Consider the following 14,318-nt stretch of genomic DNA (forward strand, 5'->3'; position numbering starts at 1 on the left):
GAGATAGAAAGTGGTTCTATCTTTCTTTTTTCTGATTACACTTAATGTATGAGAGAGTGAATGGAGTTGAAGTGGATTTGGCAAGAAAATGTGGGATTGCAGCCCTATTGTTATTTGGGCTATACGCGATAGTAATGTATGTATATATTTTTCATAGTAATAGTGGGGGTATACCGGTACCTTTGAATGGAACTGTTGTAGATCCGCATGTATTTATGTCAGAGCGGGAATTGTACCTTAGTGAAGAATATTCAAAAATAAAAAATTTCCTCTATTTTGTAGCAACACCCTTCGAATGGATTGTTTATTTATTTATACTAATTACTGGGCTTTCTCAAGTGTTCGAAAAATGGACTACTGTGAAGAGCCAATGGGCGTTTTTGCAAAACGCTTTATACTTATTTTTACTTTCTCTATTTATATTTATCGTTTTATTCCCTTTAGACTATTATAGGTATTCCTTAAGCAAAAACTATGGAATCAGTACCCAGACTTTCAATTCCTGGATGCGTGATAATGTAATTGACTTTTGGGTGGACTTCGGAACGACTGTAGTAATTGTTACTGTTCTTTATTGGCTTATTAATAGGAATCCAAAGAAATGGTGGTTAACTGCTAGTTTACTAATGATTCCGTTCTCCATTTTCATCATGTTCATTCAACCTGTATTAATCGACCCACTATACAATGATTTCTACCCACTCACTAACAAAGAATTGGAGACGAAAATTCTTACATTGGCCGAGCAAGCAAATATACCAGCAGAACATGTTTATGAAGTAAATATGGGAGAAAAGACTAATGCGCTAAATGCATATGTGACGGGGATTGGGAGTAATTCGAGGATAGTATTATGGGATACAACATTAAATCGCTTATCAGAAAGTGAAATCCTATTCGTTATGGCACATGAAATGGGTCATTACGTGGAGAAACATATATATTTTGGAATAACACAATCCATTATAACTACGCTTTTAGGGCTTTGGTTAACAGCGAAATTAATGCTTTGGTTTATCGCTCGTTTTAAACATATTTTAAAAATAAAACAGATAAATGCTATCCATTCACTACCATTGTTTTTCCTTATTACTTCCTTCCTATTATTTGCTTCAAGTCCACTTTCAAATTACATTTCTAGATATCTAGAAGTAAGAGCTGACGAGTATGCAATAGAGTTAGTAGAGGATCCAAGTGCTGCTGTGAGTACTTTTCAAGAGCTTACGAAAGCTGGTTTGAACGAGGTGAATCCTCCACTCCTCGTTAAATGGTTTCGATATTCTCATCCAACTACGCTTGAAAGAATTATTAATGTGACCAATGAAATAGAATCCAAAGAGTAAAAAGGCCGATAACATCAAAGGATTAAATTTTTTTAATCTTCCTCTATATTGTGTTTTCTAATAAAGGAGCAAACAAAAGACTGACTTTACGAAGTCAATCTTTTGTTTCAATTAGTTTTGCAATAATAGAAGTTTCAATGAATACATGGTGATAAGAGTTGTTCCACAATTAAATCCAGCTAACGGTTGAATTATCGATTTTGTTGGTTATTTTGTTGTGTATTTTTGCCTTTAGTCTGCTTAGAATATAAGTCTTCTGCAAATTCCTCACGATTGTCATTTCTTGAATTAGGTTCTTTCTTTTTAAAGTTTGGTTTACTTTTATTTGACATGATATCGTCACCTCCTAAAGTTTAATGTGCACAGAGTCATAATAAAAATACGGATATACTAATGCTCTTGAAAAAAGTAAGATCTTCAAATTCTTCATAGCCTTAAAATGAATCTCTGAAAGGAATTGAAATTCCCTCGCCAAAAAGGATTTGTAGTAAACTTTTTCATCTAACTAATAAGGTTAGTAAAAGAAGGATTTTTCACTTTATATTAGAATATATATAGGTAAAGGCTAAATGATGGAGGAGTCCTTATGACATTAGTATCAATCTATACTGTTGGTAGGCTAAACCACCCTTATAATCACTCTGCCTCTCGTGAATTTTTTCAAGTGGGAGATGGAGTATATCGTCAGGCAACTAGATCTGGTCTTGTAGAGGCATTTTCACCTGATGGAGTCACTATCTCTGAAGAAACCATACAGGGTAATGGTTCTCCTATTCTTACATTAACAGTATGGAAAGACCTTCAATCCTTATATCGTTTTACTTATTCAAGGCAACATTTGCAAGCATTACGGGATAGAAACAAATGGATTGAGATATATCCAGAAAAACATCTCTCATATGTAGTATGGTGGACAGAAAAGGTCAAGGATGTCTCATGGGAGGAGGCATTCAAAAGATATAACTATTATATCCAGAATGGCTCCACACCTTTTGCATTTGATTTTAAGCAAGCATTTGATGAAAATGGGGAGACCATCTTGATTAAATCTTCTTGAAGTAATAGCGTACTTAGTTAAACAAATTACACTTATAATATCTGTTTCATGTCTGGAACAAAAGCGTTGTTATAAGTATGACTGCAAAACTAAATAGTAAATAAATCTACTGTCCTGTTCATTTGACCGGGATTTTTTTTATATATTCATGTACAAAAAATAATTATTAGAATTTTCTATTTAAATAAATCGTTAGTCAAATATTATGTTATGATGAGAAAAAGGGGGTAATTAGATGATTACATGCTATTTAAAATACGTTATTGACCCATATAAAATAAAGGAATTCGAAGTATATAGTAAAATGTGGATTCGATTAGTTAATAAGTTAGGTGGTACACATCAAGGTTATTATCTCCCACATGAAGGTGCTAACAATATTGCATATGCCTTATTCAGTTTCCCTAGTTTGACTGCTTATGAAGAGTACCGAAGAAAGATGGCATTGGATGCAGAATGTCAGGAAGCTTATAAATTTGCAGAGGAAACGAGATGTATTTTAAGTTATGAGAGAAGCTTTATGAGACCTGTTTTCGAGTGAACTAATAATTATACATATCTTACCAAACAGGTGCTTTAATAAAGAAGTTACACAAAAAATTATTGATTTCATTGAAAGTGTAACCAGTCAATTAAATGATTAAAATTTGCGACTTACCATATATGGGTAGATCGTATTTTTATTTGTCCATAAATTACTAGTTGTAAAATCAAACAAACGTTCGTATACTAAGCATAAGAATGGAGGGAACGAGTGTGCGTATAAATTTAATGAAATGTATGGAACGTAATCAGCTTGCTGAGTTAATGTATATGGATTCTAAGTGTAATATAAGCCAGAGGCAGGTAAAAGTCCTGAAGATTAAAGGGGATACTATTCAAGTGTTTTGTTTTAAGCGAAATGCTAAACGTAATTTTATTATTGATAATGTGCTCGCATGTGTTCCCATCATCCATAAGGAGCGTGAAGTTGTATGAACGATAAATTTTACGAATCTGAACAAATCCTTGACTTATCTAAGGCACAAGACAGAGGAAGTAAGAAGTGGGTAGCGATGATGCTTCCAGAACATGTAGCTTTACTTAGAGAGTATAGCAAAGAAATTAAAAGAGAACCAAAACCAGAGTTAGACGAATGGGATTACGATGCAATACATCACACACTGGATATAGCCATTAAAAGTAAGGCTGATACTAAAGTGAAGATGTGGAGAGATGGAGCATTCATTTACAACAGAGGTATTGTAGAAAGTATAGATTTACGAAGTAGAGTAATGGAACTAGAAGATCCCTTTTCTTTGTTGCAATTAAAATTAGATGAAATAGTAGATGTAACTATTATGGATTAATAAGCAGGACTTCACTTGCTCATTTCGAGTAGATAACTTAAGGGGGATGTATTTCAAGGAGTTTAAGGTTCATGTGACAATCCATCCGGCGTTCTCAAGAAGAGGTGATCGGAAAGTTAGGTGGCGGGCCGAAAGCCAACAGGTTGAAGCAAGAGAGCTCCATAATGTTAGCAAATCGAAAGGGCTGATGCCTTAAGCACGGCAGAAAGCTCATTAAGAACCTTTATTTAGAGGTTGAACAATACTTTAAATAGTAAAGAAAATGGAGAAAAATTAGAACCCTTAGAATATGAAAAAGAAGCTTTCTATTGACTTTGTCTACTATTTCGATAAACCGAATTTATACCTTTCCTTTATAAAGAAAATGTAGTTAGATTTCTTGTTTTTTTTGTGGTATATATGTATGTAGTTACTAGGCTATTTAAGCCGCAGTTGTGCACTAGATACCGAAAGGAAGAAAAGATATGGAAGTTGTACAGCAAGATACACAAATTAGATTTGATAATCATGAACATTCCCGCAAAATAAAAGCATGGGTACAAGATAGTAGAACTTATGCGAATTTAGGGAAATGTGCTAACTATATACCAGCGTTAGAAAGAGCAAATCCTTCACAGTTAGGTATTTGTATCATTGGTTCAAATGGTTCAATGGTAAAGATGGGTGATTTTGATACCGCTTTTACTTTACAAAGTATATCGAAGGTGATTGGCTTTATAGCTGCATGTATAGACTATGGAATTTCTTATGTTTTAGAAAGGGTGGACGTCGAACCAACCGGGGATGCTTTTAACTCGATTATTCGCCTAGAAGTTCATAAACCTGGAAGACCTTTCAATCCGATGATAAATGCTGGAGCAATCACAGTTGCATCATTACTAGGTGGACGAAATCCTGTCGAAAAAGTGGAATCTATACTTCTATTAATAGAAAGAATCGTTGGGAGATATCCAACTATCAATGAGGAAGTGTTTCATTCTGAGTGGCAAACGGCTCATCGAAATCGAGCTTTAGCTTATTATCTAAAAGAGATGGGATTCTTAGATTGTACTGTAGAAGAAGCATTAGAAGTATACTTAAAGCAATGTTCAATTGAAGTAACTACCGAAGATGTTGCCATGATTGGCCTAGTCCTTGCAAATGACGGATATCATCCTATCCGTAAGGAGCAAATCTTCTCTAAGGAAGTAGCTAGGTTAACAAAAGCGTTAATGGTCACATGTGGTATGTACAATGCTTCTGGTAAATTTGCTGCATTTGTAGGTATTCCTGCAAAAAGTGGAGTATCGGGTGGTATATTGGCAGCAATTCCCCCGCGAGGTAGATCCGGTGATTCCCCATTTATGGATGGCTGTGGAATAGGAATATATGGTCCTGCCATTGATGAATTTGGTAATAGTGTTGCAGGAGTTATGCTGTTAAAGCAAATATCCAGAGAATGGGACTTTAATATTTTTTAAATGTGGTGTGCTATCACAAAAATAGAATAACAAATCCAAAAGAATATTACGCTAATCATTAACCCCTTATTCAACTCCCATGAAAATTAAAAAATGCTGAAAACTATTAAATTGCATAATAAAAGTGGATCAGAAATAGTTTTTAAAAGCTGAGCCTTCACAAAGTCTATATCGAACTAAAAGGTAAAGCAGATTAAGATTAGTCTCCCTTGAGTGCTACCCGTATTGAGTGCGACAGTCTGTGTTGAACCGTGTTCTTTGGAGTCAGACTAAAGAATGGACTTGATGGCACCATAGTACATCAGCCTTCCTATCCCAGCCCTAGTATCTTATACCCGTTTTTCACATTTACATTCACTGTGGTGTAGCACTGATTTCGTACTACATGTGTGGCTAATGAGTACTTTAGTTAATCACGACCATCATTTTGATGGTCTTTTTTACGTCCAAAACATTAAGCAGATTTCGTCAATCCATTGTGAGACATTACACTTAAATTATACTCATACGACAAGTTAGTTAAATATGGAATGATAGATTATATATTTTGGTTTGGTGACATTGTTTTTTTAAAAAGACATTTTGATGTATTTAAAAAGTTGTAGTTATAGTATTTGTGCAAAATAGATTTAGATATGTGCATTGAGACAGTCATGTATAAAGAATATAATGATAAAAGAGATTAATGATAATGATAATCATAATCATTTAATTGTATTAATAGGAAATAAAGGAGCGGGAGTATAGTATGGCAAAGCGAAAATTAGGAAAGATTAGTTGGTTGGTGGTCCTACTCACTATTATGGTAAGTTTGGCTGCATGTAATAATGGAAAGGAAACATCCACGAATGTTGAAGACAATAAACAAACAAGTAAGGAGGAAGAGAATACTGACACAAGGAAAGTTAAAGATGCTTTTGGCGAGGTTGAAATTCCTGTCAAGCCTAAGAGAATAGCAGGGATTTACTTAGAGGATTATATGGTGGCACTAGGTGTTGAACCAATTGTACAATGGTACCATCCAAGCTGGGGTAAACAAGATTATTTAGGATTGTCAGATGTTCCGTTATTTGATATCACAGGAAGTTTGGAAGCAATGTTGGAAAAAAATCCAGACTTAATAATCCTAACTGGGGGAATGGATGAATCTTATCAATTGTATTCTAAAATCGCACCTACTTATCGCGTTCCTGATGAAGTACTTTGGGATGCAGAAGAGACTCTCAAAACGATCGCTGATTTATTGGGTATTCCAGAAAAGGCTACTACTGTAATAGCAGATTACAAGCAAAAGATTGCCGACACCAAAGTGAAATTGGAAGAGGCTATTGGACGCGAGACAGTTGCTGTAGTACGTCTGGATGTAGGAGACAAACCGGAATTGCGTTTATTCGGTCTGAATAATCCATATACTGGAATGATTTACAAAGACCTTGGTTTGGAACCGTTTGAGTGGGTGAAAAACATCCAGGCACATGATGTTATTTCACAGGAAAAAATCCCAGAGTTTAACGCTGATCATATTATCATATTCCCTTCCAATGGTACCTGGGACTCCGAGTCTAATGCGAAGGCTGTTGCCCTGCTTCAAGATCCTCTATGGAAAGGAATTCCTGCTGTAAAAAACAACCATGTTTATCAACTGGAGCGATCTCATTGGCAATCAGGAGCTATTAAAGCAAATACAATGAAAATGGAAGATTTACTAAGATTAATAGTGAAGTAGAGTTTTCATATTTGATATAGCAAAAGAAATGGGAAAGCTCTTCAGTATCATTGAAGGGCTTTCTCTTTAAGAATATAATTATCGTAATGGAAAGGATGATGTATGGTGTGTAGTGAAGTGATCCCTCCTTGTTATCCGTCAGCCTTTTACATTATGGTTGGAATCAGACATATCAATTTGAATGAATTGAACGGTGAAGAATTTAGTAGTTCTGGTGAACACATGTTAATTGCAATAACGGATGGCGAGGCAAATATGGATATTGGATATGGTGCGAAAGGAATTGTCAGAGGTAATATAGCTATCGTGAAACCAAATCAAGCCGTTCATATCTATCCATATAAAAATAGCATTTCTTTTTATGTTATTACATTCAATGTGATTCAAATTCCAAATTCGGATAGTTCTAATGATAAGTACAAATCTTCCATTTTCACAGACACTGGTCTATGGAATTGTGTACCATTTTCAAAGTGTATTGATTTGTTGGAGGAAATTGAACGGCATAGTCATGAGAAAGACGAATTAATGCGATATTACAATCATGTACGATTCGAGGAATTAATTAGGTATGTGCTTAAACAAAAAGAAAGTTTAGCACCTTTACCGGATTTACATAGTGCAGTTAAAGGTTCGATTAAATATTTAAAAGACAATTTTGCCGAGCAGGTGACAGTGGCTACACTTGCAGAAGATGTGAACATGCTTCCATGGCAATACTCACAAATCTTTAAAAAGCTTACTGGACAAACTCCCCTTGGTTTTGTTAATAATCTGAGGATCGATCAAGCGAAGCATTTACTATTAAAAACAGAGGATCGCATACATGAGATAGCTAATCATGTTGGTTTCAACAATGAGTTTTACTTTAATAGATGCTTTAGTAAGTCTGTGGGTTTAGCTCCGGGCCAGTATCGTAAACAAAACCAAAGTACTATTCGTGTTGTTTCATTATTTATGGAGGATTTACTAGTAACTTTAGGGATTACCCCAGTTGTTCAGTGGGCTCACCCAGCATGGGGGCAGCTAGATTATCTTGGATTAATACATGTTCCAACTTTTAATGTTTTGCAAGAAAGCTACGAATCACTTTCGGAATATGAGCCGGATTTAATTATTGCACGTAAAAGTGAATACGAGTACCATTCCAATCAATATGAGCGATGTAAGCATTTTGCAAATACCGAAATTATTTCAAAAGATGATGCAGACTGGCGTTTAACATTACGAACACTAGCCAAACGATTGGGACGCGTTGAACAAGCCGAGATTGCCATTCAGCAATATGAAGAAAAATTAACAAGCGCAAGGAATTTGTTGAACCATTCCAAGAAAAGTCAAACGTATGCCTTCATAAGATTTAAGAGCGACTGCATTATTATGGATCAACAATATACAAAGTCCTTTCTTACTGAGGATTTAGGAATTATACTTCATCCTAAGATTCAGAAGTTAACTCTTGAGGAGAGTAGAGCAGGTGTATCATGGGAATGGTTAAAATCACTAGATGCAGATTATATTTTCTTCGTGTTTGATAAATGGCATGAAGGAGAAATAGGGGCAGAAAGGCGTCAGATTAATCATCCTCATTGGAAGGAAATCCCTGCTGTTAGAAATTGTCGTGCGTTCGAAGTCGATTTTATGACATGGATGAACTATGGCCATATAGCCAGTAGTAAAAAAATAGACGATGTACTTAGAGTGTTAGTTTAAAATTGAAACAATAACTAGAACACATATTGGAAAGTCCAAGTACCTATTAAGCTCCTCTGGAATACTGTTGCCGGGGAAGTTTAATATTTGTACAAGCAAAATAATCCAATATGCCCTATTGATGAAATTAATAGTTAATAAAGAGTAGTTCAAAGTGCGAACTATTCTTTTTTTTAAGACAAAGCAGCAGTTAGGTAAAAAGGGAATACAGATTGGAAAGAAGACAATACAATAAGTGTTATTATGGAACTTTTGCAGAAGAACTTGGAGAAATTAATCATAATAAATGAGTTATTTTACTGAACTAATTTTGTCGGTCATTGTGAGCTATTTGTAGAAGAAATGCTTTCTAGAAAAATTAAGAGAGGAGTATAAATTAGCTTCCATTTCAAATGGAATGTAAAGTGGATTGGAAATTTGATAGGTTAGGAATTCGTTCGAAGATTCCCCCAAGTTGACATCCTTCACGTCTAGTGATAAATTTATTCGTATTAGAGATATTGAAAGTCTTTAATATCGTCTTTAAATATAAGGAGGTAATGTATGAAGTATTCAAATGCGACAAACTACGCCTTGCATACGATGGTTCATTTAATACTGCAGCCTGCAGGAAACTTGGTGGGAGTGCAGGAATTAGCCGAAATGCAGCATCTTTCCCCGACGTATCTTTCTAAGATACTTACCAAACTTACAAAAGCAGGTTTGATTGAGTCGACGCCTGGAGCGAAGGGAGGCTATAAAATCTCTAGAACAAAACATGAAATATCCTTTTTGGATGTTATAAATGCGATTGAAGGAGATACTAGCTTATTTGACTGCTCCATTCATCATGAAGGCTGCTTGATTGAGAATGTCATGAGGCAGGCAGAGGAGAATATGAAAGCTGAACTTCACTCAAAGTTATTGATCGATATTGCTAAAGAGGCAGAATCCAAACTGAAAGAAGTAAAAAGTTAAATTTTTATTTTAAATGGAGAGGAAAAGATGATAATAGATTGCGCTATTATTGGTGGAGGGCAGGGTGGACTGAATGCTGCTTTAGTACTTGGAAGATCAAGACGTAAAACTGAAAGGGTGTTTGCTTGCGGGGATACAAGAATTGCTGGTCCCTCTCAACTGATTATTGTTGCGGGGGAAGGCAGTATGGCTGCTATGGCTGTATATGCAGAACTGATAGAAGAAAAATTTAACTAGTAGTAACAGCACGCTTAAATAGCTGCTTAAAAAAGGAGGATTTATATGCATCACTCGCACAATAAAGGAAAATTATCTTACTTGGAAAGTCCTGAACGAAGAAAAGAGTTCTCGCCGGAACAGCTGTTGAACATGATTCCTGTAAAAGAAACGGACAGCATGTTGGACTTTGGTGCTGGTACCGGTTATTTTTCCATCCCTGCGGCAAAAAGAATTAAGGGGAAAGTATATGCGCTGGATATCGACGCTACCATGCTGGAAATAATAAATGAGAAAGCCTTGGAGGAACAGCTCAGTAATATTGTCTCGGTACAGGGCAGTATGGAGGCTCTTTGTTTACCTGAAGGCTCTATCGATATAATCATTGCTTCCCTGGTACTACATGAAATTCAGCCGCTGGCTCCGCTGTTACGGCAAATGAAAAAAGTACTGAAAAAAGAAGGTTATCTAATCTGTTTGGAACTTGAACCAAAAGGAAGTTCCAAGAAAGCACCGAGAATTACCATGGAAGGAATGGAGCAGGAACTGAAAGAAGCAGGGTTCCAGATAACAGAGAAATTTTTCCCGACGGAATCTCTATACATGCTCATTGCGCAGAATACGAATTAACCGGTTGACTTTTATCTCAATTAAAGATATTAAGTATCTTTAAAATACTTAATATAAAAGTGCTTTAGTAACATGGCCATCATTTTGATGGTCTATTTTTTCGTACAATAAGCATATTTTAAGAATAATATTGTTCAATTGACTTCCAATACTATAATTACTCTAAGCAACAGTACTATATATCTTGAAAATTTAATAAAAGAACAGCGGGCATAGAAATTGATGGAGAGTCGAATTTACTTTCTGAAGACTAAAGGGTAAACAGCGAAGATACGAAGGAAAAAAATATGTTTTTTAAAACAAGTTCTAAAATCAATAAAATAGTATTGATACAGCATTTCAGAGTGCATTTATATTTTGAGGAGTTACCCTTCTTATAAATACACTCTTTGAAATGGCACAAAATAAACTTGTAATTTGTACTTTGTAATATTACAATCGCCAACGCTTAACCATTTGGGAAAATTAGACCGCTTCCTTTTTTTCTTTTGATATAATAGGTCTCGTAATAGAAAAAATAGCACACAATAACGCAATAATGACAATGCCGCTCCCAAACCAAGCTGTACTGGAAACTGAGCCCGTTTGATTTAATACTAGGCCTCCAATTGCTGACCCAAGTGAAATACCAATTTGTAATGCTGAATTATTAAAGCTTTGCTGTATAGCAGAGGTAGCTGGATCTATTTGAATCAAATAGCTTTGTTGGGGCGGTGCCAGGCTCCAGCTCAATGCTCCCCAAACCATCATCGTTGGTATAAATAAAAAGAGTGAAGAGGTTGTTAATGGCAAAATACACAATATAACAGCAAATGCACTGATAACGATGATGATACTTTTGCGAGCACCAATCCAATCTGAAAGAGTTCCTCCGAATGCTCCACCACTTACAGCTGCAATACCAAAAACAAAATAGCAGATACTAATCCAGTTCGAATTTAAATGAAGATTCGTCTCTAAGAATGGTGTAAAATAGGCATAAATCGTATAATGTCCTGCTAGCATTAACATCGTAGCAAGGTGGGCACTGATTATTTTCTGACTTCCTAAAGCCTTTAATTGTTGTGAAAGTGGAATTGTTGTTTCCCCGGGAATGCGGCCCAAAAATAGAGAAATTAGTGCCATCGATCCAATTGATAATACAGCGATTCCAAGGAATATTACACGCCATCCAAACATATTGGAAATTAGTATTCCCAATGGTACACCTAACACTAGTGACGAACTAATCCCCATATAAATTAGCCCCAAAGCTTTTGCTTGGTGAGCAGGAGCAACAACCTTAACAGCTATAGTTAAGGAAAGGACAACGACAAGTGCTGTACTAGTTGCCGTAAACACCCTTGCTACCATCATAAAGGTAAAGTTTGGACTAAAATATGTCATTACATTTCCGATGAAAAATACAAACATAGAAGCAAGATACAATTTTTTACGTTCTATATTGTTGGTCAATACCAACAGAACTGGACCGGCAATGGCATAGATAAGTGCAAACACCGTAATAAGTTGCCCCGCAGTACTTAATGAAATATTAAAATCTTCGGCTATCGTCGGCAATATTCCACCAACGATTAATTCAACCAATCCTACCGCAACGGTTGATAATGCTAATATAAATACTTTCAAATTCATATTCTGTTTCATTTCCCTTCTAAGTTAAAATAAAGAAATTGCTTTTAAGATTTTCTACAGAAAACACAAATAATCCTGACTATAAAAAATGAAAAAATTCATTTTCTGTAGTCAGGATTGTTATGGTTCCTGGTAGATACCCTCTAGCCATATTCTAGAGATTATACAGTTTCTATATAGTATTAAGTGTGATCACTTTATTGATATTACTACCAATTCTCCTACCATTCAAGTGTTATTTGCGATATATGTGTTCCTCATAATTCAGAAAGTAAAGATGGAATTATGTTATTTTTCTATTTGATCAATTGTACTGATTTTTGTCATGTTTGTGCCCACGTTTTGTTTAGTTATTTATAAAGTCAAAGAAAAGATGGATAAAGGATTTGAATTGACAAAGTGCTGCCTAGCACATTCGTATTTATTTGAAAAAAAAGAATTGAATATAATTTTATATTAAATTAATCTTTATTACATCAATATTGATAAAACAACTTAACGAAAGGAATGGATTGATATATTTGACGTCAATATGCCAATACAAAAAGGTGAGAATGAATAATAATCCTATTTCTAGCTTTGAAGATTTAATAAAAACAGAATATTCCAATATATCAGGCGTTGTTATTATAAAGGATGAAAGTTTGATTTATGAAAAATATTTTGATGGGTACACCAAAGACGATGTTTTGCATATAGCATCTGTAACCAAAAGTATAATATCTGTTCTTATTGGTATTGCAATAGATAAAGGATATATTAAAAATGTTGAACAGAAAGTATTAGAATTTTTTCCGGATTACACAGTTAAGCGTGGCGAAAAAACAATACAAAATATCACCATAAAAAATTTGATGACAATGACCGCACCGTACAAATATAAGTCAGAGCCATATACTAAAATTTATACAAGTGATGATTGGATAAAGGCTACATTGGATTTGCTAGGGGGGAAAGGCGATATTGGAGAGTTTAAATACTCAACCGTTGGAACACATATTTTATCAGGTGTACTTGTAAGTGCAACAGGTCAATCTGTGATTGATTTCGCAACGGAAAGTTTGTTTAAACCTCTTAAAATCAAAGCTCCTAAAAATGTAATTATACAAAACAAAGAAGAGTATTTAGCTTTTCTTAAGGATAAATATGTAACTGGTTGGATAGTAGACCCTAAAGGTATAAACACCGCCGGTTGGGGGCTTACTTTAACGGCACGGGATATGGCTAAAATAGGTCAGTTATATTTAAGTGGTGGTGTATGGAACGGTAATCAAATACTATCTTCCAAATGGATAAAGGACAGCACTAAGGAAAAAACTCGATGGGGTGAGTTGTCATACGGTTACTTATGGTGGATTGTTGATGATTGCTATGCAGCTCTGGGTGATGGTGGCAATGTAATTTTCATAAACCCCAAAAAGGAAATGGTAGTCACTATTGCTTCTCGATTTATGCCACGTGCCAAGGATAGAATTGAATTGATTAGAAAGCATATTATGCCATTGTTCGAATAAAATAAATCGGGTGCTTTAGTGAATGTGCCAGAAAAAAAACTTAGCTTGGAAATAATTCTCCAAGCTTAGTTCTCTAGATATAATAATATGAAAATAAGACTAGAGGGATGGAAAATACCAGTTTAGCATCAATTTATCTAAAAATGATTCTTTATAATTGTAATGATAAAAAACGCTTTTGTGAGAATCTGTATTTTAATTAATAAAATTAAATAAAGGTTTTTGTTATGTACTGATGAATCGTGATATTAGAGTTTGGAATTATTCCGACGAAGTTAACATATTCTTTAAAGTTCGATGACGTTTTTGACTACTTTCTAATATTAAGTAATACATCTAATTCTTGACTACATTTAACCACTTCTGGATGAGTGAATCCTAAAATAATTGCTTTTTTACACATAACTTTTCTTTTGATCTCTATTATAATTTCCAATTTTTTCTTACTAACTAAGCTTTTCATAAAAAACCTCCAGATTATTGGGTAATCATAGCTTTGTCTCTATGGTTAAATTGAATAAAGTGATTAGGATATTCAATTCAATTTTTAAGGAATAAAATTATTACTTTAAATTATGTATTTAATATAATTACTTATATTATAATTTAATTTGAAAATTATAAATATACTAAAATTTAAAATTATTAAAAATAAATTAATCTCTACAAACAAATTGTTTAATATTTCTTTAATCGATGCTATCATAAATTTACCGAC

At 34.5% G+C, this 14,318-nt stretch carries 15 protein-coding genes and 1 riboswitch; of the genes, 12 read left to right on the forward strand and 3 right to left on the reverse strand.

Annotated elements, in window-relative coordinates; all coding sequences use genetic code 11:
• Positions 1-77: 77 nt before the first annotated feature.
• Positions 78-1,343 (forward strand): M48 family metallopeptidase, encoded by a 1,266-nt coding sequence (locus ACQCPR_RS07010; RefSeq protein WP_427138602.1) that lies wholly within the window; start codon positions 78-80, stop codon positions 1,341-1,343.
• Positions 1,344-1,534: 191 nt separating this feature from the next.
• Here ACQCPR_RS07010 and ACQCPR_RS07015 read toward each other — a convergent pair whose 3' ends face one another.
• Positions 1,535-1,675, reverse strand: coding sequence for a hypothetical protein (locus ACQCPR_RS07015; RefSeq protein ID WP_241595748.1), 141 nt, complete (start codon positions 1,673-1,675; stop codon positions 1,535-1,537).
• A gap of 254 nt (positions 1,676-1,929) precedes the next feature.
• Here ACQCPR_RS07015 and ACQCPR_RS07020 point away from each other — a divergent pair, with 254 nt between their 5' ends.
• The 10 genes from ACQCPR_RS07020 to ACQCPR_RS07065 all read left to right on the forward strand — a co-directional run bounded on the left by ACQCPR_RS07020 (position 1,930) and on the right by ACQCPR_RS07065 (position 10,451).
• On the forward strand, positions 1,930-2,400 hold the full coding sequence (locus ACQCPR_RS07020; protein ID WP_427138603.1) for a DUF3291 domain-containing protein: 471 nt from the start codon (positions 1,930-1,932) through the stop codon (positions 2,398-2,400).
• A gap of 235 nt (positions 2,401-2,635) precedes the next feature.
• Complete coding sequence (locus tag ACQCPR_RS07025; RefSeq protein WP_269921217.1) at positions 2,636-2,941, forward strand: NIPSNAP family protein; 306 nt, start codon at positions 2,636-2,638, stop codon at positions 2,939-2,941.
• 215 nt (positions 2,942-3,156) lie between these two features.
• Positions 3,157-3,378: a transcriptional regulator gene (locus tag ACQCPR_RS07030; protein ID WP_340879424.1), complete on the forward strand. Its 222-nt coding sequence runs from the start codon at positions 3,157-3,159 to the stop codon at positions 3,376-3,378.
• Positions 3,375-3,749 carry a YolD-like family protein gene (locus tag ACQCPR_RS07035; RefSeq protein WP_090562264.1) on the forward strand — a complete coding sequence of 125 codons (375 nt, stop codon included), beginning with the start codon at positions 3,375-3,377 and terminating at the stop codon, positions 3,747-3,749. Before ACQCPR_RS07030 ends, ACQCPR_RS07035 begins: the two co-directional genes overlap by 4 nt.
• Before the next feature lie 464 nt (positions 3,750-4,213).
• A complete protein-coding gene (locus tag ACQCPR_RS07040) occupies positions 4,214-5,209 on the forward strand; it encodes a glutaminase (RefSeq protein ID WP_427138604.1) in 996 nt (331 codons plus the stop codon).
• A gap of 748 nt (positions 5,210-5,957) precedes the next feature.
• Positions 5,958-6,935, forward strand: coding sequence for an ABC transporter substrate-binding protein (locus ACQCPR_RS07045; protein ID WP_427138605.1), 978 nt, complete (start codon positions 5,958-5,960; stop codon positions 6,933-6,935).
• A gap of 105 nt (positions 6,936-7,040) precedes the next feature.
• Positions 7,041-8,648, forward strand: a complete 1,608-nt coding sequence (locus tag ACQCPR_RS07050; RefSeq protein WP_427138606.1) for a helix-turn-helix domain-containing protein — start codon at positions 7,041-7,043, stop codon at positions 8,646-8,648.
• 543 nt (positions 8,649-9,191) lie between these two features.
• Positions 9,192-9,605, forward strand: a complete 414-nt coding sequence (locus ACQCPR_RS07055) for an RrF2 family transcriptional regulator (RefSeq protein WP_090562257.1) — start codon at positions 9,192-9,194, stop codon at positions 9,603-9,605.
• A gap of 27 nt (positions 9,606-9,632) precedes the next feature.
• Positions 9,633-9,842 carry a hypothetical protein gene (locus tag ACQCPR_RS07060; protein WP_427138972.1) on the forward strand — a complete coding sequence of 70 codons (210 nt, stop codon included), beginning with the start codon at positions 9,633-9,635 and terminating at the stop codon, positions 9,840-9,842.
• Between the two features lie 45 nt (positions 9,843-9,887).
• Positions 9,888-10,451 (forward strand): class I SAM-dependent methyltransferase, encoded by a 564-nt coding sequence (locus ACQCPR_RS07065; protein WP_090562253.1) that lies wholly within the window; start codon positions 9,888-9,890, stop codon positions 10,449-10,451.
• Positions 10,452-10,916: 465 nt separating this feature from the next.
• On the opposite strand, the gene ACQCPR_RS07070 is transcribed toward ACQCPR_RS07065, so the two are convergent.
• Complete coding sequence (locus ACQCPR_RS07070) at positions 10,917-12,086, reverse strand: MFS transporter (RefSeq protein WP_090563549.1); 1,170 nt, start codon at positions 12,084-12,086, stop codon at positions 10,917-10,919.
• An 88-nt stretch (positions 12,087-12,174) separates the two neighbouring features.
• Positions 12,175-12,275: riboswitch (purine riboswitch) on the reverse strand.
• A 365-nt stretch (positions 12,276-12,640) separates the two neighbouring features.
• On the opposite strand from ACQCPR_RS07070, the gene ACQCPR_RS07075 reads away from it, so the two are divergent.
• On the forward strand, positions 12,641-13,600 hold the full coding sequence (locus ACQCPR_RS07075) for a serine hydrolase domain-containing protein (protein ID WP_427138607.1): 960 nt from the start codon (positions 12,641-12,643) through the stop codon (positions 13,598-13,600).
• 310 nt (positions 13,601-13,910) lie between these two features.
• Here the strand turns inward: ACQCPR_RS07075 and ACQCPR_RS07080 are convergent, their stop codons facing one another.
• The gene (locus ACQCPR_RS07080) at positions 13,911-14,063 is read right to left on the reverse strand and encodes a Spo0E family sporulation regulatory protein-aspartic acid phosphatase (protein ID WP_427138608.1); all 153 of its coding nucleotides are present in this window, start codon (positions 14,061-14,063) and stop codon (positions 13,911-13,913) included.
• Positions 14,064-14,318 lie beyond the last annotated feature (255 nt).

This window comes from Psychrobacillus psychrodurans, from assembly GCF_050209195.1.
Taxonomy (GTDB): Bacteria; Bacillota; Bacilli; order Bacillales_A; family Planococcaceae; genus Psychrobacillus; species Psychrobacillus psychrodurans.